Annotated in this window: 18 protein-coding genes and 1 tRNA gene; 9 read left to right on the top strand and 10 right to left on the bottom strand. The window is 71.8% G+C overall.

The genetic code is table 11. The features are described 5' to 3' along the window. Positions 1 to 270: 270 nt before the first annotated feature. From QQS16_RS34255 to QQS16_RS34240, 4 genes are all read right to left on the bottom strand, one after another. Positions 271 to 1290: a Gfo/Idh/MocA family protein gene (locus QQS16_RS34255; protein ID WP_286065932.1), complete on the bottom strand. Its 1020-nt coding sequence runs from the start codon at positions 1288 to 1290 to the stop codon at positions 271 to 273. Between the two features lie 135 nt (positions 1291 to 1425). Further along, on the bottom strand, positions 1426 to 2382 hold the full coding sequence (locus tag QQS16_RS34250) for an ATP-binding cassette domain-containing protein (protein WP_502963873.1): 957 nt from the start codon (positions 2380 to 2382) through the stop codon (positions 1426 to 1428). A 5-nt stretch (positions 2383 to 2387) separates the two neighbouring features. Further along, positions 2388 to 3464, bottom strand: a complete 1077-nt coding sequence (locus QQS16_RS34245; RefSeq protein WP_286065931.1) for an ABC transporter permease — start codon at positions 3462 to 3464, stop codon at positions 2388 to 2390. Then, on the bottom strand, positions 3464 to 4483 hold the full coding sequence (locus QQS16_RS34240) for a sugar ABC transporter substrate-binding protein (RefSeq protein ID WP_286065930.1): 1020 nt from the start codon (positions 4481 to 4483) through the stop codon (positions 3464 to 3466). Before QQS16_RS34240 ends, QQS16_RS34245 begins: the two co-directional genes overlap by 1 nt. A gap of 407 nt (positions 4484 to 4890) precedes the next feature. On the opposite strand from QQS16_RS34240, the gene QQS16_RS34235 reads away from it, so the two are divergent. Continuing rightward, positions 4891 to 5676: a GntR family transcriptional regulator gene (locus QQS16_RS34235; RefSeq protein ID WP_286065929.1), complete on the top strand. Its 786-nt coding sequence runs from the start codon at positions 4891 to 4893 to the stop codon at positions 5674 to 5676. A 94-nt stretch (positions 5677 to 5770) separates the two neighbouring features. On the opposite strand, the gene QQS16_RS34230 is transcribed toward QQS16_RS34235, so the two are convergent. Further along, positions 5771 to 6439 carry an NUDIX domain-containing protein gene (locus QQS16_RS34230; RefSeq protein WP_286065928.1) on the bottom strand — a complete coding sequence of 223 codons (669 nt, stop codon included), beginning with the start codon at positions 6437 to 6439 and terminating at the stop codon, positions 5771 to 5773. Between the two features lie 190 nt (positions 6440 to 6629). On the opposite strand from QQS16_RS34230, the gene QQS16_RS34225 reads away from it, so the two are divergent. Continuing rightward, on the top strand, positions 6630 to 7508 hold the full coding sequence (locus tag QQS16_RS34225; RefSeq protein ID WP_286065927.1) for an SDR family oxidoreductase: 879 nt from the start codon (positions 6630 to 6632) through the stop codon (positions 7506 to 7508). A 73-nt stretch (positions 7509 to 7581) separates the two neighbouring features. Here QQS16_RS34225 and QQS16_RS34220 read toward each other — a convergent pair whose 3' ends face one another. Continuing rightward, positions 7582 to 8514, bottom strand: coding sequence for a carbohydrate kinase family protein (locus tag QQS16_RS34220; RefSeq protein WP_286065926.1), 933 nt, complete (start codon positions 8512 to 8514; stop codon positions 7582 to 7584). Beyond that, the gene (locus QQS16_RS34215) at positions 8511 to 9197 is read right to left on the bottom strand and encodes a class II aldolase/adducin family protein (RefSeq protein WP_286065925.1); all 687 of its coding nucleotides are present in this window, start codon (positions 9195 to 9197) and stop codon (positions 8511 to 8513) included. The genes QQS16_RS34220 and QQS16_RS34215 overlap by 4 nt, the downstream gene beginning before the upstream one ends. A 152-nt stretch (positions 9198 to 9349) precedes the next feature. On the opposite strand from QQS16_RS34215, the gene QQS16_RS34210 reads away from it, so the two are divergent. Next, complete coding sequence (locus tag QQS16_RS34210) at positions 9350 to 10000, top strand: TetR/AcrR family transcriptional regulator (protein WP_286065924.1); 651 nt, start codon at positions 9350 to 9352, stop codon at positions 9998 to 10000. 314 nt (positions 10001 to 10314) lie between these two features. Here QQS16_RS34210 and QQS16_RS34205 read toward each other — a convergent pair. After that, a tRNA-Pro gene (locus tag QQS16_RS34205) sits at positions 10315 to 10388 on the bottom strand. Between the two features lie 123 nt (positions 10389 to 10511). Between QQS16_RS34205 and QQS16_RS34200 the strand changes: the two genes are divergently transcribed. Both QQS16_RS34200 and cobF read left to right on the top strand, forming a co-directional pair. After that, positions 10512 to 11039: a DUF309 domain-containing protein gene (locus QQS16_RS34200; protein WP_286065923.1), complete on the top strand. Its 528-nt coding sequence runs from the start codon at positions 10512 to 10514 to the stop codon at positions 11037 to 11039. Between the two features lie 284 nt (positions 11040 to 11323). After that, on the top strand, positions 11324 to 12094 hold the full coding sequence (gene cobF, locus QQS16_RS34195; RefSeq protein ID WP_286065922.1) for a precorrin-6A synthase (deacetylating): 771 nt from the start codon (positions 11324 to 11326) through the stop codon (positions 12092 to 12094). 142 nt (positions 12095 to 12236) lie between these two features. Here cobF and QQS16_RS34190 read toward each other — a convergent pair whose 3' ends face one another. Both QQS16_RS34190 and QQS16_RS34185 read right to left on the bottom strand, forming a co-directional pair. After that, positions 12237 to 12983 carry a cobalt-precorrin-6A reductase gene (locus tag QQS16_RS34190; protein WP_286065921.1) on the bottom strand — a complete coding sequence of 249 codons (747 nt, stop codon included), beginning with the start codon at positions 12981 to 12983 and terminating at the stop codon, positions 12237 to 12239. 79 nt (positions 12984 to 13062) lie between these two features. Further along, a complete protein-coding gene (locus tag QQS16_RS34185; RefSeq protein WP_286065920.1) occupies positions 13063 to 13836 on the bottom strand; it encodes a sulfite exporter TauE/SafE family protein in 774 nt (257 codons plus the stop codon). 263 nt (positions 13837 to 14099) lie between these two features. On the opposite strand from QQS16_RS34185, the gene QQS16_RS34180 reads away from it, so the two are divergent. The 4 genes from QQS16_RS34180 to QQS16_RS34165 are packed head-to-tail and all read left to right on the top strand — an operon-like array spanning position 14100 to position 16087. After that, positions 14100 to 14909 (top strand): alpha/beta hydrolase, encoded by an 810-nt coding sequence (locus QQS16_RS34180; protein WP_286065919.1) that lies wholly within the window; start codon positions 14100 to 14102, stop codon positions 14907 to 14909. A 32-nt stretch (positions 14910 to 14941) separates the two neighbouring features. Further along, on the top strand, positions 14942 to 15232 hold the full coding sequence (locus tag QQS16_RS34175) for a WhiB family transcriptional regulator (protein WP_502963872.1): 291 nt from the start codon (positions 14942 to 14944) through the stop codon (positions 15230 to 15232). Beyond that, positions 15229 to 15711 (top strand): Dps family protein, encoded by a 483-nt coding sequence (locus QQS16_RS34170; protein WP_286065918.1) that lies wholly within the window; start codon positions 15229 to 15231, stop codon positions 15709 to 15711. Before QQS16_RS34175 ends, QQS16_RS34170 begins: the two co-directional genes overlap by 4 nt. Positions 15712 to 15754: 43 nt before the next feature. Next, on the top strand, positions 15755 to 16087 hold the full coding sequence (locus QQS16_RS34165) for a DUF3140 domain-containing protein (RefSeq protein WP_286065917.1): 333 nt from the start codon (positions 15755 to 15757) through the stop codon (positions 16085 to 16087). The last annotated feature ends 330 nt before the right edge of the window (positions 16088 to 16417 follow it).

The following is a 16417-nucleotide window of genomic DNA, read 5'->3' as shown; positions in this document are numbered from 1 at the left end:
CCGGCCCCGCCCGGGCACCGCTGCCGTCGGCGTCCTGACCGACGACAGCGGTCGCGCGGCGAGCTGGGGACCACGACGGCACGACGGCAGCGGTCGCGCGGCCAGCTTGCGGCCTACCGCACGACGGCAGCGGGCCACAGCCTGGAGCCGCTGCACATCGGCGTTCGGGACGACGACCGCTGTCGCGCCGCGAGCTTCCGGCCGCGACCGCGCCGATCCGGTCGGCCCGCGCCACCACGGCACCACACCACCACGCCGACCGCCCCGCCGTCACCCGTACAGCGTGGGCCGCTCGACCAGTTCCACCTCGACCCGGCTGCCCTCCGTCAGGGCCCGTACCCCCGCCTCGCAGACCGCTGCCGCCGCGTACCCGTCCCAGACGCTGGGGCCGGTGACCTCGCCGTGACGGGTGGCGTCGACCCAGGCCTGGATCTCGCGGTCGTAGGCGTCGGCGAAGCGTTCGGTGAAGTCCTGGGCGATGGTGCCGCCCCAGCGGGCGGCCATGTGGGTCACCATGGCGTGGCCGTCGCCGATGCGGGCGGTGCCCCGTTCGCAGACCATCTCGGCCTGGACCTGGTAGCCGAAGCCGCAGTTGACGAACATCTCGACGTCGACGATCGCGCCGCCGTCGGTCTCGAACACGACGAACTGGGGGTCCTGGAGGCCGTCCGGCGCGTTCGCCGACGGCCGCGGACGCAGCACCGTGACGGCCGTGATCTCCTGGCCGAGCAGCCAGCGCGTCACGTCCGTCTCGTGCGCGACGGAGTCGCTGATCAGCATGTCGCTGGTGAACCCGGGCGGGCCGGCCACGTTGCGATGCCGGTGGTGCAGCATCAGCGGACGCCCCAACTGCCCGGTCTCCAGCAGCGCCTTGAGCTTCCGGTACTCGGCGTCGTAGCGCCGCATGAAGCCGACCTGGACCCGGCGCCGGCCCAGGCGCCGCTCCGCCTCCATCACCCGCAGCGCGGAGGCCGCGTCCGGGGTGAGCGGCTTCTCGCACAGCACTGGCAGGTCGCGTGCGAAGGCCGCCAGCAGGGCCGCCTCGTGGGCGGGCCCCGGGGAGGCGACCAGGACGGCGTCGACGTCCGCCGCCGCCATCGCGGCGACCGGATCGGTGTAGGCGGCGCAGCCGTCGACGGTGGCGGCGACCGCCTTGGCGCGTTCCGCGTCGATGTCCACGACGGCGGTCACCCGGGCTCCGCTGGTGACCTGGTGGATGCGGCGCACATGGTCGGCGCCCATCCGTCCGGTGCCGATGACGGCGACTCCGAGCGTTCCTCGACGCGTCATGGTCATCCCTTCAGGCGTCGCCGGGCCGGGTCCGCCGGCCCGCAGCCGTACGGGCCCGGTCCGGTCCGCGCGTGACCCGCTTCGGCGACCCGCTCCGGGAGACCGGCCCGCGGCCGGCCCAGCTCCGGGCTCATCTCACGACATCCCTTCGGAAGCCGGCGCCACGGACGCGGTGAGGTCCCCCTCTTCCGGGAGTCTCTCGACGTCGACGCCGCGCACCTGGGACAACTCGTGCTTGAGAGCGGCGAGTTCGGTGCCGCCCGCCATGTGGTTGGTCAGCTCCTCGAGGCTGACCTCGCTGCGCGGCGCGGACAGTTCCATCGTGCCCAGCCGCAGCACGCTGAAGTGGTCGCCGACCATGTAGGCGTGGTGCGGGTTGTGGGTGATGAAGATGACGCCGAGGCCACGGTCACGGGCGGCGGCGATGTACTTCAGCACGACACCGGACTGCTTGACGCCGAGAGCGGCGGTCGGCTCGTCCAGGATGAGGACGCGGGCACCGAAGTAGACGGCGCGGGCGATCGCCACGCACTGGCGCTGGCCGCCGGAGAGGGTGCCGATGGGCTGTTCCAGGTCGTCGAGGACGATGCCCATGTTGCGCAGTTCCTCGTCCGCGGTCCGCTTCATCCGCTCGATGTCGAGGCGGCGGAACGGCCAGGGCCCCTTCGTCATCTCGGAGCCGAGGAAGAAGTTGCGCCACACCGGCATCAGCGGGACGGTCGCCAGGTCCTGGTAGACGGTGGCGATGCCCTTGTCGAGGGCTTCGCGCGGGGTGGAGAAGCGTACGGGGACGTCGTCGACGAGGAAGTCGCCCTCGGTGTGCTGGTGCAGCCCCGAAACGATCTTGATGAGGGTGGACTTGCCGGCGCCGTTGTCCCCGAGGACGCAGGTGACCCGGCCGGGATGGACGGTCAGGTCGACGCCGTGCAGGGCGCGGATGTTGCCGTACGACTTGCCCGCACCACGCAGTTCGACGATCGCCGCGTCCGGGCCGGGCGTCCTGTCGCTGTCGGTGTCGACGAGCACGGCTCCGTGCGTTCCGGCCTGCTCGGTGAGGGTCTTGTCGGTGGAGGTCTTGTCGGTGGATGTCACGGGGGTTACCTCCGGGTCGCCGTGCGCTGGACCCACAGATTGATCAGGACGGCGCCGAGCAGCATCACGCCGAGGAAGGCCTTGAACCAGTCGGGGTTCCAGCCGGCGTAGACGATGCCCTGCTGCACCATGCCGAACATGAACGCGCCGAAGAGCGGGCCGATCGCGGAACCGTAGCCGCCGGTCAGCAGGCAGCCGCCGATGACCGCGGCGGCGATGTAGATGAGCTCCTGGCCCACGCCCTCGCCGGACTGCACGGTGTTGAAGGAGAACAGCTGGTGCATGCCGACGAACCAGGCGCCGAAGCCGACCAGCATGAACAGCGAGATCTTGGTGAACGTCACCGGCACACCCACGGCCCGCGCGCTCTCCTTGTTGCCGCCGACCGCGAAGATCCAGTTGCCGTACTTGGTGCGCAGCAGCACCCAGGTGGCGATCGCGGCGAACACCAGCCACCACACCACGGTGATCTTCACCTGGACGCCGCCGACGTCGAAGGACGACGCGAACAGCGACTTGGCCTGGTCGAAGCCGTCCATGGTGCTGATGTCGTCGGTGGCGACGTTGCCGGTGACCAGCTTGGTCACCGCGAGGTTCACACCTTGCAGGATCAGGAAGGTGCCCAGGGTGACCAGGAAGCTCGGCAGGCCGGTCCTGACCAGCATCCAGCCGTTGAACAGGCCGACTCCGAGGGACACCAGCAGGGCGACGACCACGCCGACCCAGACGTTCATGGTCAGCTGGTAGCTGAGCATGCTCGCGGTCAGTGCCGAGGTGACCACCGCGACACCGGCGGACAGGTCGAACTCGCCGCCGATCATCAGCAGCGCGACCGGGAGCGCCATGATCCCGATCGTCGAGGACTGGTACAGGATGTTCGCCATGGAGCTGCCGTCGCGCACCGGCGGGGCCGTGATCAGGAAGAACACGAACACCGCCACGGCACCGAGGAACACACCCACCTCGGGCCGGGCCAGCAGCCTGAAGGTCAGGGGACGTCGGGTGGTCCGGCCGTCGGACTCCTTCGGGCCGGGAGCCGGCGGTGAGGTCACCGCCGGCGCAGCCTGATGGGTCATACTCATCACCGAGTGCCCTTCGCGGCGAACTCCGCGACCCTGTCGACGTTGGACTTGTCGACGAAGGCCGGGCCGGTCAGCACCGGCTGCTCACCGCCGCCGCTGTAGTTGCCGTTGTTCTTGTAGAGCCACAGGGAGTCCACCGCCAGGTAGCCCTGGAGGTAGGGCTGCTGGTCGACCGCGAACTGGATCGTGCCGTCGGAGATGGCGGTCGTCAGAGCCTTGTTGAGGTCGAAGGTGGCGACCTTGGCCTTGCTGCCGGCCTCGGACACCGACTGCGCCGCGGTCAGCGCGAAGGGGGCGCCGAGCGCGACGATGTAGTCGACGCTCTTGTCCTGGCTGAGCTTGGCGGTGATCGTCGACTTCACGGACGGCATGTCGGTGCCGTTGACGTTCAGGGTCTGCAGCTTGCCGGTGAACGTCTTGTCCACGCCGTCGCAGCGCTGGGTGAGGCCGATGTTGCCCTGCTCCTGGATGACGCAGACGGCGTTCTTGGCGCCCGCCTCGTTCAGCCGCTTGCCGAGCGCTTCACCGGCGACCGTCTCGTCCTGGCCGAAGAACTCCATGAGGCCGAGCTTCTGCCATTCGCTCACACCGGAGTTGAGCCCGACCACGGGTATGTTCGCGGCCTTGGCCTTGCTCACCACGTCCTTGAGGGCGTCCGGCTTGGCCAGGGTGATCGCGATGCCGTCGACCTTCTGGTCGATCGCGTTCTGCACCAGGTTGGCCTGGTTGCCCGCGTTCGGGTCGGCCGAGTAGATGAGCTTGATGTTGTCCTTGGCGGCGGCGGCCTCCGCGCCCTTGCGGACGATGTCCCAGAAGGTGTCGCCGGGCGACTGGTGGGTCACCAGGGCGACGGTCATCCGGGGCGTGGTGGCCTTGCCCGCGGAGGCCCCCGCCTCGCTCTCCTCGGCCTTCTTGCCGCCGGAGCTGCTGGAGCAGCCTGCGAGGGTCAGAGCCGCCGCCGCGGCGACTGCCACGAAGGGGGCGACTCTGCGGGAACGGAAGTGAGACGAGCGGTCCATCTTTCCTGCACCTCACTGTGCGACGGGAGAACGTCGGGAAAGGAAGGGGATCACGGAGATCCGGGGGGCCCGGGACCTGAAGGGTTCCGGGTCGAACGCCGCGAAAAGCGGCTGTTGTACTGGGACGGGATCCAATCCCCTGACACGCCCGGTGTCAATACTTTGTTAAGACATCATTTCACAAGCAAGTTCGAATGTAATGACAAAGTATTGACACGGTCGCCCTCCGCGCCCTACACCTGGACTACGGCGGACTTTCGAATACCGCGGGTCACGCCCTGGTGAGGAGCATCGCGCATGGCCGAGTCAGCCCAGCACTTTCGACCTGATCAGTATGGGCTGTATCGGAATTGATCTCCACCCGCCCCAGCCGTCAGCCCCACCCGGCCCTTGAGGGAGGTACATCCATGGCGAAGACCGGCGGCCGGCCGCGTGCCGCGACCGCCCCCGCGCTCAGCTCCCTGGACCTCGCCCTGGACCGCGCCAGTCCGGTGCCGCTGTACTACCAGCTCGCACAGCAGCTGGAGGCGGCGATCGAGCGCGGTGTCCTCGCCCCGGGCAACCTCCTGGGCAACGAGATCGACCTGTCGGTGCGCCTCGGCCTGTCCCGTCCGACGGTCCGCCAGGCCATCCAGTCCCTCGTCGACAAGGGGCTGCTGGTGCGCCGGCGCGGGGTCGGCACGCAGGTGGTGCACAGCCAGGTCAAGCGCCCGCTCGAGCTCAGCAGTCTCTACGACGACCTGGAGGCGGCCGGGCAGGGGCCGGCGACCCGGGTGGTGCGCAACGAGCGCGTCCCGGCGACCGCCGCCGTCGCGGCCGCCCTCGGGATCGCGGAGGGCGGCGAGGTGACACTCCTGGAGCGGCTGCGCTCCACACACGGCCGGCCCGTGGCGTTCCTGTGCAACCACCTGCCCGCGGGCCTGCTCGACCTCGACACCGCCCGGCTGGAGTCGACCGGGCTGTACCGGATGATGCGCACCGCCGGCATCACCCTGCACAGCGCCCACCAGACCATCGGCGCCCGCAGCGCCACCGCCCCGGAGGCCCGGCTCCTGGACGAACGCGAGGGCGCCGCCCTGCTGACCATGCAGCGCACCGCGTACGACGACACGGGCCGCCCGGTCGAGTACGGGACGCACATCTACCGCGCGTCCCGGTACGCGTTCGACTTCCAGCTGCTCGTCAGGCCCTGAGCGGAGGCATCCCGTCCGTGCCCCGAGCTCGGGGCACGGACGGGATGCCTCCGCCGGAGCGCTCCACGTCAAGGGAGTGCGCCGTGGCGGTGGTTCAGTCGCGGCGGGCGAACGGGCCCTCCAGCGCCGCCCATTGGAGAAGCATGATCGTCTTCCCGTCGGCGATCTCCCCCGTACGGATCATCTCCAGCGCGCGACGGAAGGGGAGTTCGAGGATCTCGATGTCCTCGCCCTCCTCGTCCAGTCCGCCTCCCTCGTGGGTGTGGGTCGCCGGACCGTAGGCGGCGGCGTAGAAGCTGACGCGCTCGGTGACCGAGCCGGGACTCATGTACACGTCGAAGACGTGCCGGACCTCGCCGATGGTGTGCCCGGTCTCCTCGACGACCTCGCGCCGCACGGCGATCTCCGGGTGCTCGGCCTCGTCGTCGAGGAGGCCGCCGGGGGTCTCGATCAGCATGCCGTCCGGGTGCCCGTTGACGTAGGCGGGGAAGCGGAACTGGCGGGTGAGCAGCACGGTTTCGCGGGCGGTGTCGTACAGCAGCATGGTGGCGCCGTTGCCGCGGTCGTGCGTCTCGCGCTGCTGGGTGCTCCAGGTGCCGTCGGCGTGCTGGAAGTCGAAGGTCGTGGCACGCTCGACGTACCAGTGGCTGGACAGCAGGGTCACGTCCCGCACCTTGACGCGCGGGTTGCCGGTGAGGTCCCGGCCGGTGCGGTCGAGTCCCGTGCGGCCCCGGTGGTCCGGGCTGTCGATACCGGCGGTCATCGCGGGCCTGCCGTGCGCGGGTCGGAGTACGAGTTGGTCATGCCCGCTTCTACCATCACGGGCCGCCCGGCGTCGCCCGCCGCGATCCCCCGGCGGGTGCCTCACCTCGGGGAACAGGGGTACCCGAGGCCGCGAAGAACGAAAGCCGTCCCGTCTGCCCGGCGGGACCAGGACGAAAGGGAGCAGAGCCGTGACCTCACCGGAGCACCCGGCCGAACGTCATCCGACCCCCGAGTTCCCGTCCCAGGACCAGCCGCATCCCGGCTGGACGGGACCCATGGACCCGCCCCCGGACCACGGTGAGGAGTCCTACCGGGGCAGTGGCCGCCTGGAGGGCCGCAAGGCCGTGATCACCGGCGGTGACTCGGGGATCGGCCGCGCGGTGGCCATCGCGTTCGCCCGGGAGGGCGCCGACGTCCTGTTCACCCACCTCGACGACGAGAAGGACGACGCGCAGGAGACGGTCCGGTGGGTGACGGACGCGGGGCGGCGCGCGGTGCCGGTGGCCTGCGACATCCGCGAGGAGGGCAACTGCCGCGACCTGATCGACCGGGCGGTTTCGGAGTTCGGCCGCATCGACGTGCTGGTGAACAACGCGGCGTACCAGATGTCGCAGCCCGACGGCATCGAGGCCATCTCCACCGAGCAGTTCGACCGGGTCATGCGCACCAACCTGTACGGCATGTTCTGGCTGTCGAAGTTCGCGCTGCCGCACATCCCCGAGGGCGGCAGCATCATCAACTCGACGTCCGTACAGGCCTACAAGCCCAGCCCGCACCTGCTGGACTACGCCATGACGAAGGGCGCCATCGTCACCTTCACCCAGGGGATGGCGCAGATGCTGGCCGAGCGGGGCGTCCGCGTCAACGCGGTCGCGCCGGGACCGGTGTGGACCCCGCTGATCCCCGCGACGATGCCGGACACGGTGGAGTTCGGCAAGCAGGCGCCGCTGGGCCGCCCGGCCCAGCCCGCCGAGATGGCGCCCGCCTACGTCTTCCTGGCCTCGCAGGAGGCGTCCTTCATCACCGCGGAGATCGTCAACGCGACGGGCGGCACCCCGCTGCCGTAGGCGCCACCCACCCACCCACCCACCCACCCACCCACCGACCGCCGACCGCCGCCCGTCCCGGGGGCCCGCCGTCCTAGCCGGCGGCGGGCTTGTGCGTCGCGGCGAACTCGTCGGCGGCCGCCAGATCGAAGTCACCGTGGTCGCTGCCGAGCCCCTGTGCCACCAGGGCCGCCGCCGCGCAGCCGAGGACGGCGGCCTCACGCGGGGTGCGGCCCAGACTCACGCCGCGCAGGAAGCCGGCGGAGAACGCGTCACCGCACCCCGTGGTGTCGACGACGTCGACCGCGAAGGCGGGCACCGCCTCGGCGCCCTCCTCCGTCACCAGGAGCGCGCCGTCGGCGCCCCGGGTCACCGCGACCACGCCGACACCGGCGCCGAGGAGTTTCCCGGCGCCGGCCAGCAGGTCGTCCTCGCCGGTGAACCCGAGCACCTGGTCCTCGTTGGGCAGCAGATGGTCGACGTACGGCAGCGCCGCCTCGATCTGCTCGAAACTGCCGAGCACCCCCGGCGCGAGAAGGTCCACGGAGGTGACCACACCGCGCTCCTTGGCGTACGCCAGGATCCGCGCGGCGACCTCGACACCGATCAGCTCAGGGCCGCCCAGATGCAGATGTGTGGCCTCGGCGACGGCGTCCCAGGGCACGTCGTCCAGGCCGTAGGTGATGTTGGCGCCGAGCAGGTGCAGCGAGGGCCGGTCGCCGTTGGGCCGGATCGGCAGGACGCTGGCGGAGGTGGCGGTGTCCGTACGGCGGACGAGGAACTCGGTGTCGATCCCCGCCCTGCCGAGCAGCTGGACGAGCAGGTCGCCGGTCGGGTCGGCGCCGATCGCGCCGGCGGCGCGCACCGAGGCGCCCAGCTTGGCGAGGGTGAGCGCGGTGCCCCCGGCCGTCCCGGCGGCGGTCATCCTGATGTCCTCCACCAAGGTGGCGCCCTGCCCCTCGGGTATCGCCTCCACCGGCCGCACCAGCACGTCCAGCACATGCACGCCCATCGTGACGACTCTCATGGGTTCTCCTCCTGCGCGGGTGACACGGGTCGGGTGGTGCCGTAGTCGCGGGCGACGGCGGCCTCGATCACCGCGAGCTGCTGCCGCTCGTCGAGGACGCGGGGCGGTCCGAAGGCCGCCGCGCGCTGGTAGACACCGCAGGCCCACTCCAGCAGCAGCGCGTGCTCGACCGCCTTGGCGAGCGTCGGCGCGTGGGTGACCGCGCCATGGTTGGCCATCAGCGCGGCGCTGCGCCCCTCGAGCGCGGCGAGCACCGACTCGGCGAGTTCCGGGGTACCGAACGTGGCGTACGGCGCCACCCGCACGGTGCCGCCGAGCGCGAGCAACTGGTAATGGACACAGGGCAGTTCGTCGAGCACGCAGGACAGCGCGGTGGCCATCGGGGCGTGGGTGTGGACGACCGCGCCGGTGCCGTAGCGGTGGTAGACACCGAGGTGCAGGTCCAGCTCCGAGGTCGGCCGCAGAGCCCCGGCCACGATCGTCCCGTCGAGGTCGACGACGGTCACCTGGTCCGGGGTCAGGCCGGCGAGCACCGCGCCGGTGGCGGTGATCGCCACCCGCTCCCCCGCGCGCACGCTCACGTTCCCCGCCGTACCGATGAGCAGGCCCTCGGCCCCGAGGCGCCGGCAGGCGTCCGCCACGGCGGCCCGCTCCTCGCTCAGCGCCGAGCTTGAGTCGGTCATGCGCGCGACGGTAACGTAGACATGAAACAAAGTCACGTTCATGTTCAGGCGGAGAAGGTGGCGCACGCAGACCGGCGAGTTCGCAGGACGTGGTCATCGGCGGACCAAGGTGGCGGCACGGGTCGGATCGCCGCGTGGGTAAGGTGGTCCGCGTGAGTGAGCCGATCGCGGGGCCCGACCGGGCGGCAGGTGTCACCTCTCTCCGGCGTACGCCCCAGCAGGCACGCAGCAGGGCCCGCCTGGCGCGGGTCCTCCAGGCCGCCGAGCGCGTCCTGATCGACGAGGGTGTGGAGGCGCTCACCACGACCCGCATCGCGGCCGAGGCGAAGGTGTCCGTCGGCTCGCTGTACCAGTACCTTCCCGACCGGGGCGCGATCATCGAGGCCCTCGCGGCGGGTTACTTCGCGAAACTCGAAGCCGTCATGGACGGTCTCGTCGAGGCGGCGGCCGAGCGCGGCTGGGAGGATCCGGTCGGCGTCCTCATCGACGCGTACGCCGAGATCTACCGCACCGAACACGGCTTCAGGGCCCTGTGGTTCGGCAGCGGCCTGACCGAGCGGACGCGCGCCGCGGACCGCGAGCACAAGCGCCGGATGGCCGACGGCATCGGCCGCGTCCTGCTCGCCCTCGGTCTCGCCCGGGACGACGAAGCGCTGCGGCGGGCCTGTCACGCCGCCGTCCTCGCCGCCGACGCGCTCGCGCAGGAGGCCTTCCGCCGCGACACCGACGGCGACGCCGCCCTCCTCGACGAGGCGAAGACCATGCTGCGCGGCTACCTGACCGCCGTCACCGCGCGCTACTGACGCGGCCCCGGCCAATGTCCTCGTTCCCGCAGGACTCCCGCCGCATACCCGCTGAATTCCCGCCGAGCGGGACAGTGGCGGTCGCACCATGACCGGTACCGGTTCGCCCGGCTGACCAGCCACCCCGTGCCCTTCGCCGACGTCGGGCGGGCCTGCGCTCCCGCCCGCACCCCGGGCGCCGCCGAGCAGGTCGTCGTCACGTTTGACGGCCCCGGAGCAGCCGACGGCGGAGCAGCCGTGCCGAGGCCCGCGGACAGCACGAAGGCCGTCTTCCCATCGCTGGAAAAACGGCCTTCGATCCACGACTTCCGCAGTCGGGACGACAGGATTTGAACCTGCGACCCCTTGACCCCCAGTCAAGTGCGCTACCAAGCTGCGCCACGTCCCGATGCACTGCCCGCGGCGAACCGCGGGACCATGCGCACAGAACTTTACCGCACGTCGGAGGCCCTCTCGAAGGCGGGCCCGGGGCGGTCGTGGCCGACGGCGCCCGGCGCGGGACAATCGGCGTATGGGCAGTGCATCCGCAGGACGACAGGTCGGCGCGCGGGACCGGGACGACGAGGGGCGGGCCCGCAACGCCCGGCCCCGGGACGGGCTGGGGCGGCCGTTGCCGTACGGCACGGAGGGTGTCGCCCGGCAGCCCGAGGGCATCGTCCGCGCGCCGCGGGAGAGCGTCGCGGAGGCGCAGGAGCTGCTGGACGCGGGGAGGCCGTTCCACGCGCACGAGGTGTTCGAGGACGCCTGGAAGTCGGGGCCCGAGGAGGAACGGGAGCTGTGGCGCGGGCTCGCCCAGCTCGCCGTGGGGCTCACCCACGCGGCCCGCGGCAACATCACGGGCGGCGCCCGCCTGCTGCGACGCGGCGCGGGAGCGCTGGCGGACTGGGCGTCGGCCACGGGACGGGGGCGGCCGTACGACATGGATCTGACGGGACTGACGCGGTGGGCGCGCGACCTGGCGGAGCGCGTGGAGCGGGACGGCACGAGCGTGGACGCGGCGGCGGGGGCGCCGAGACTACGGGGAACCGAAGCTTCGTAACTGCTGCCCGGAAGACCTCGTGGCCCGGTCCCGGAGGGCGTCGTGAGCAGGGACCTCCTGGGCGTCGTGAGCAGGAAGACCTCCTGGGCGTCGTGAGCAGGGAACCCCTGGGCCTCGTGGGCACCGAGCGCTCCCGCCCGCCCGGACACCGCCCGTCCTCGGGGCGCCGGTGACCGGCGGACCGGGCACACGGCCACCGTCCTCGGGGCGCCGTCGGCTCCGCCGCGGCGTGAGGCGGTGGACGCGGTGTTCGCGCTGTCCGTGGGGTGCGGCAGACTCGGGGCGTGCGAAAGATTCATGTCATCGGTATCGGCGCGGGCGACCCCGACCAGCTGACCTTGCAGGCGGTCAGGGCGCTGCGGAACACGGACGTCTTCTTCGTCCTGGACAAGGGCGAGGCGAAGGCGGACCTGGTGCGGCTGCGCCGGGACATGCTCGACGCGCATGTCCCCGAGGGGACGTACCGCGTGGTCGAGGCACGTGATCCGGAGCGCGACCGGGCCGCGGGCGGCGCCGCGTACTCCCCCGCCGTCGGCGACTGGCGCAGCGCCCGCGCGGAGATCTACGCGCGGCTGATCGCCGAGGAACTGGACGAGGAAGCGAGCGGCGCGTTCCTGGTGTGGGGGGACCCCTCGCTGTACGACAGCACGATCGGGATCCTGGACGAGATCCTCGCCCGGGGCACCGTCGCGTTCACGTACGACGTCGTGCCCGGGATCAGCAGTGTCTCGGCGCTGGTCGCCCGGCACCGGACCGGACTGAACCGGGTCGCCCGGCCGGTGCAGATCACCACCGGGCGGCGGCTGGCCGAGGGCTTCCCGGAGGGCGTGGACGACGTGGTGGTGATGCTCGACGCCCACCAGACCTTCCGGAAGTACGCCGACCAGGACATCGACATCTACTGGGGCGCCTACATCGGCACACCGGACGAGATCCTCGCCGCCGGTCCGATCGCCGAGGCCGCGCCACGCATCGAACGGCTGCGCGCCGAGGCCCGGGAGCGCAAGGGCTGGATCATGGACACGTACCTGCTGCGCAGACACTCCCAGGACTGACGCGGCGCGGGTCGGGACAGTGGTGCGGACCGTTCCCTGACGCGTGCGTGATCCGCGGGCCTGAGGGTGACCGCGTGACCGTCGTGGAGCAGACCGGGGTGCCCGCCCGGCTGGGAGAACGGGTACGGCACGCCGACCTCGGTCACACGGGGGTGATGCCGAGCCGCGTCAGGACCCCCGTCACATCGGCCACCGCGGTCACGCCCTCGGGCAGGGGCGGCCGTCGTACGACCACGACCGGCAGGCCCAGCTCGCGCGCGGCCGTGAGTTTGGCGGCCGTCGCCTGCCCGCCGCTGTCCTTGGTCACCAGGACGTCGACGCGGTGCGCGGACAGCAGTGCCGACTCGTCGGCGACCGTGAACGGACCGCGGGCCAGGAGCACCTCGGTGTGCGACGGCATCGGCGGCCCGGGCGGTTCCACCGACCGCACGACGAAGTGCAGGTCCGTGAGACGGGCGAAGGCGGCCAGGCCCAGGCGCCCCGTGGTCAGGAACACCCGCCGGCCGAGCTGGGGCAGCAGCCGCGCGGCGGCGTCCAGGGAGGCGACCGGGTGCCAGCGGTCGCCGGGGCCGGGCCGCCAGCCGGGGCGGCGCAGCACCACCGACGGGACGCCGGTCGCCGTCGCGGCGCGGGCCGCGTTCGCCGTGATCGACTCGGCGAAGGGGTGGGTGGCGTCGACGAGCGCGTCCACGCGCTGCTCGCGCAGCCACCCGGCCAGTCCGTCCGCTCCGCCGAAACCTCCGACGCGTACGTCCCCCGTGATCGCCCCCGGCCGTGCCACGCGTCCGGCGAGCGAGGTGGTGACGCGGACACCGGGGCGCGCCCCGAGCACGGCGGCCAGCTCCCGGGCCTCGGCGGTGCCGCCGAGGATGAGGATGTGCGTGGACATGGCGAGAGCCTACGAGGTGCCCACGGCGGGCGTCGCCCGGAACGGGGCGCGGGGCGCGGGAGTTCCGGGCCCGAACCGCTCAGCGGATCAGGAGCTGCACGCCGCCCACCACCGTCGCGGCGATCACCAGCCGCTCGAACAGCTGCTGGTTGATCCTGCTCACAGCCCACTTGCCGAGGAAGGCGCCGGGCACGACGAACGCCACGAGCGCCGCGTCGAGGAGCAGCGAGCGGCCGTCGATCAGCCCGAGGCCGACGCTGAAGGGCACCTTGGACACGTTGACGATGAGGAAGAAGAAGGCGGAGGTACCGAGGAAGCCGAGCTTGCGGAAGCCCGCGGAGAGGAGATACATCGACATCACCGGGCCGCCCGCGTTGGCGACCATCGTGGTGAAGCCACCGAGAACGCCGTACGAGCGGGCCTTGACCCGGCCCGTCCGGCTGGCGACCGTGTCCGGCTCCTCCTCCGCGTCGGCCGTGCGGCGGCGCCACACCGTCACCCCGGCCATCAGCAGCAGGATCGCGCCGATCGACGTCCGGACGATCCCGTCGTCCGCCCACATCAGGAACAGCGTGCCGGCGACCACGCCCACCGCGACCGCCGGGAACAGCTTCCACAGCGTGGGCCAGTGGGCGTGCCGGCGGTAGGTGAGCACGGCGAGCACGTCCCCGGCGATCAGCACCGGCAACAGGACGCCGGTGGAGGCGCGGGCGGGCAGGACGGCCGCGAAGATCGCCAGGCTGACCGTGTTGGCCCCGCTCACGGCGGTCTTGGAGAAGCCGACGAGCAGGGCGGCGCAGGCGAGGGCGGCGAACTCCCAGCCGGTGATGTGCCAGAGGGTCATGGTGTTCATGCGAACACCGATGCTATGTGCGGGGGACCTGGCCCGTAAGGAGCGTCTCGCCAGGTGGCCCGTGTGCACGCGGGCGGTGCTGCGTGAGCCGGTGGACGCGGTGTTCGCCCTGTCAGTGGGGTGCGGCACACTCGGGGCGTGCGAAAGATCGGTGGGCGGGTGGGCGGGGGGTTTTGATTAGCGCTGCTAGTTTCTGACTGTGGACCCACCGCCGGCCGCCTGGGAAGATCCCGGGGACCCGCACCGCCCCAGCAGGAGGAGACATGGCCGACTCCCGTGAGCACGTCCTGCCCGGAACCCGGGGCCCGATCAGCGCACGGGAGTGGCCGGCCGAGCGGCCCGGGTACGTCGCCCTCGTCGTCCACGGCTACGGCGAGCACGTCGGCCGCTACGAGCAGGTCGCCGAGGTCCTGGTGCGGCACGGAGCGGCCGTGTTCGGGTCCGACCACATGGGACACGGGCGGTCGGCGGGCGAGCGGGTGCTGATCGAGGACTTCGAGGACGTGGTCACCGACGTGCACACGGTGGCCGCGTTCGCCCGAGCCGCCCGTCCGGCCCTGCCGGTGGTGATGATCGGGCACTCGATGGGCGGCCTGATCGCGGCCCGCTACGCCCAGCGGTACGGCGACACGCTCGCCGCGCTGGTGCTGTCCGGGCCGGTGATCGGCGCGTGGGAGCTGCCGGGGCGACTGCTGGCGCTCGACGAGATCCCCGACATCCCCGTCAGCCCGGCCGCGCTCTCCCGCGATCCGGCGGTCGGGGCGGCGTACGCGGCTGATCCGCTGGTGTGGCACGGACCGATGAAGCGGCCGACGGCGCAGGCGTTCGTACGGACCCTGGAGACCGTGTCCAGGGGCGGGGACGTGGGCACCCTGCCGCTGCTGTGGCTGCACGGCGAGGACGACCGACTGGTGCCGCTCGCCGGGAGCCGGGCCGGTGTCGAGGCGTTGAGCGGGGGCCGGCTGACCGAGCGGATCCGCCCGGGCGCCCGGCACGAGGTGTTCCACGAGACCGACCGCGAGCGGGTCTTCGCGGACGTGACCCGCTTCCTGGACGAGGTGCTCACAAGCTGAGACGACACACCTGAGGCGGCGGTGCCTGGTGTTTGCACCAGTTCGCCCTGGGCACCCGCGCTGCCATGGAGTGGTTGCGCCGTGCCGCCTGCGTCGGAGAGGACCCCGAGCTGTTCTTCCCCGTGGGCACGACCGGACCGGCGCTGCGGGACATCGCGGCCGCCAAACGCGTCTGTGCCCGCTGCCCGGTCAGCGCCCACTGTCTTGCCTTCGCACTGGACATGGGACAGACCTCGGGCGTGTGGGGCGGGACCGGTGAGCAGGAACGGGACGCGCTGCTCCGTACCGCCGGACAGGACGCCAGAAGGGGAAGCATCGTATGACTGTCATGAAGAGCACGATTCCCGAATCGGCCCGACAGGTGGTCGCGGACGCTCTGCAGAGCACCCTGGTCGATCTGATCGGGCTCTCCCTGATCGGGAAGCAGGCCCACTGGAACCTCGTGGGTCCGCGCTTCCGCTCGATCCACCTGCAACTCGACGAGGTCGTGACGGCCGCCCGCGAGTTCTCCGACACCGTGGCGGAGCGCTCGGCCGCGCTCGGCCTGCCGCCCGACGGCCGGCCGGAGACCATCGCGTCGGCGTTCACCCTGCCGAGCCCGAAGGACGGCTGGGTGCGGGACACCGACGTCGTCGGAGTGCTGGTCGAATCCCTGGACGCCGCCATCGGGCGGCTGCGCGAGCGCATCGGGGCGACCGACGAGGCCGACCCGGTCACCCAGGACCTGCTGATCTCGATCACCGCCGAGCTGGAGAAGCAGCGCTGGATGTTCGACGCGGAGAACTGGCCCAGGGACGCCTGAGCGGCGCCCGGCCGAGAACCCGTACGGACAGGAGGGGCAAGCGATGACCGACGCCCTCGAACTCGACGCGCTGTGGGAGGACTTCCACCGCGCGGTGAACATGACCTCGCAGGAACTGGCCGCCTGGCTGCGGGTCAGCGAGGCCGACGAGAATGCGGAACCGCTGCCGGAGCACGCGGGCACCCCCACGGGGCAGCACGTCCTGGCGATCCTGCAGAAGCGGCGCACGGACCTCACCGACGACGACATCAGCGTGATGTACGAGGTCGTGGACACCGTCACCGAGCAGGCGGACGTGGAGAACGAACCCGAGGCCGAGGAGACGCGCCGGCGACAGCGTCTGATGACGATCGGCCACGATCCGCTCAGGCCGTGAGCGATCAGGAGCGCGTGCGCGTCGCGCGCGCACGCCTTTGACGCGGACGCAGCGGACGCGGACGGAGGAGCAGGGGCGGACGTCCGGCCGAGGAGCCGGGCACCCCGCTCCCCGCTCCCGCTCAAGTCCGCACGATCCCGAACCCCCGTCTGTCCGCCCGGCCGAACGGTTCGGTTCGATCCGCCGAGGGCCCCGGAGCGGGCGGCAGCGCCGAACTGGTCGCGACCACCAACTCGTCTCCCCCGCCACCCTGTTGGCACTTCGGCGCCGGATCGGCAGGTGGCCGAAGACCGTCTCCGCCCACCCGCGTGATCGTGCCAGACTGCTCGC

Origin of the sequence: Streptomyces sp. ALI-76-A, assembly GCF_030287445.1 — a bacterium.
In the GTDB taxonomy this organism is placed as follows: Bacteria; Actinomycetota; Actinomycetes; order Streptomycetales; family Streptomycetaceae; genus Streptomyces.
This window is presented reverse-complemented; position numbering and strand designations above follow the sequence as displayed.

What these genes read in the sequence shown, in the direction of transcription:
- QQS16_RS34255 (WP_286065932.1), bottom strand. Translation starts at nt 1,290, where the DNA reads ATGACGCGTCGAGGAACGCTCGGAGTCGCCGTCATCGGCACCGGACGG.
- QQS16_RS34245 (WP_286065931.1), bottom strand. Translation starts at nt 3,464, where the DNA reads ATGAGTATGACCCATCAGGCTGCGCCGGCGGTGACCTCACCGCCGGCT.
- QQS16_RS34240 (WP_286065930.1), bottom strand. Translation starts at nt 4,483, where the DNA reads ATGGACCGCTCGTCTCACTTCCGTTCCCGCAGAGTCGCCCCCTTCGTG.
- QQS16_RS34235 (WP_286065929.1), top strand. Translation starts at nt 4,891, where the DNA reads ATGGCGAAGACCGGCGGCCGGCCGCGTGCCGCGACCGCCCCCGCGCTC.
- QQS16_RS34230 (WP_286065928.1), bottom strand. Translation starts at nt 6,439, where the DNA reads ATGACCGCCGGTATCGACAGCCCGGACCACCGGGGCCGCACGGGACTC.
- QQS16_RS34220 (WP_286065926.1), bottom strand. Translation starts at nt 8,514, where the DNA reads ATGAGAGTCGTCACGATGGGCGTGCATGTGCTGGACGTGCTGGTGCGG.
- QQS16_RS34215 (WP_286065925.1), bottom strand. Translation starts at nt 9,197, where the DNA reads ATGACCGACTCAAGCTCGGCGCTGAGCGAGGAGCGGGCCGCCGTGGCG.
- QQS16_RS34200 (WP_286065923.1), top strand. Translation starts at nt 10,512, where the DNA reads ATGGGCAGTGCATCCGCAGGACGACAGGTCGGCGCGCGGGACCGGGAC.
- QQS16_RS34190 (WP_286065921.1), bottom strand. Translation starts at nt 12,983, where the DNA reads ATGTCCACGCACATCCTCATCCTCGGCGGCACCGCCGAGGCCCGGGAG.
- QQS16_RS34185 (WP_286065920.1), bottom strand. Translation starts at nt 13,836, where the DNA reads ATGAACACCATGACCCTCTGGCACATCACCGGCTGGGAGTTCGCCGCC.
- QQS16_RS34180 (WP_286065919.1), top strand. Translation starts at nt 14,100, where the DNA reads ATGGCCGACTCCCGTGAGCACGTCCTGCCCGGAACCCGGGGCCCGATC.
- QQS16_RS34170 (WP_286065918.1), top strand. Translation starts at nt 15,229, where the DNA reads ATGACTGTCATGAAGAGCACGATTCCCGAATCGGCCCGACAGGTGGTC.
- QQS16_RS34165 (WP_286065917.1), top strand. Translation starts at nt 15,755, where the DNA reads ATGACCGACGCCCTCGAACTCGACGCGCTGTGGGAGGACTTCCACCGC.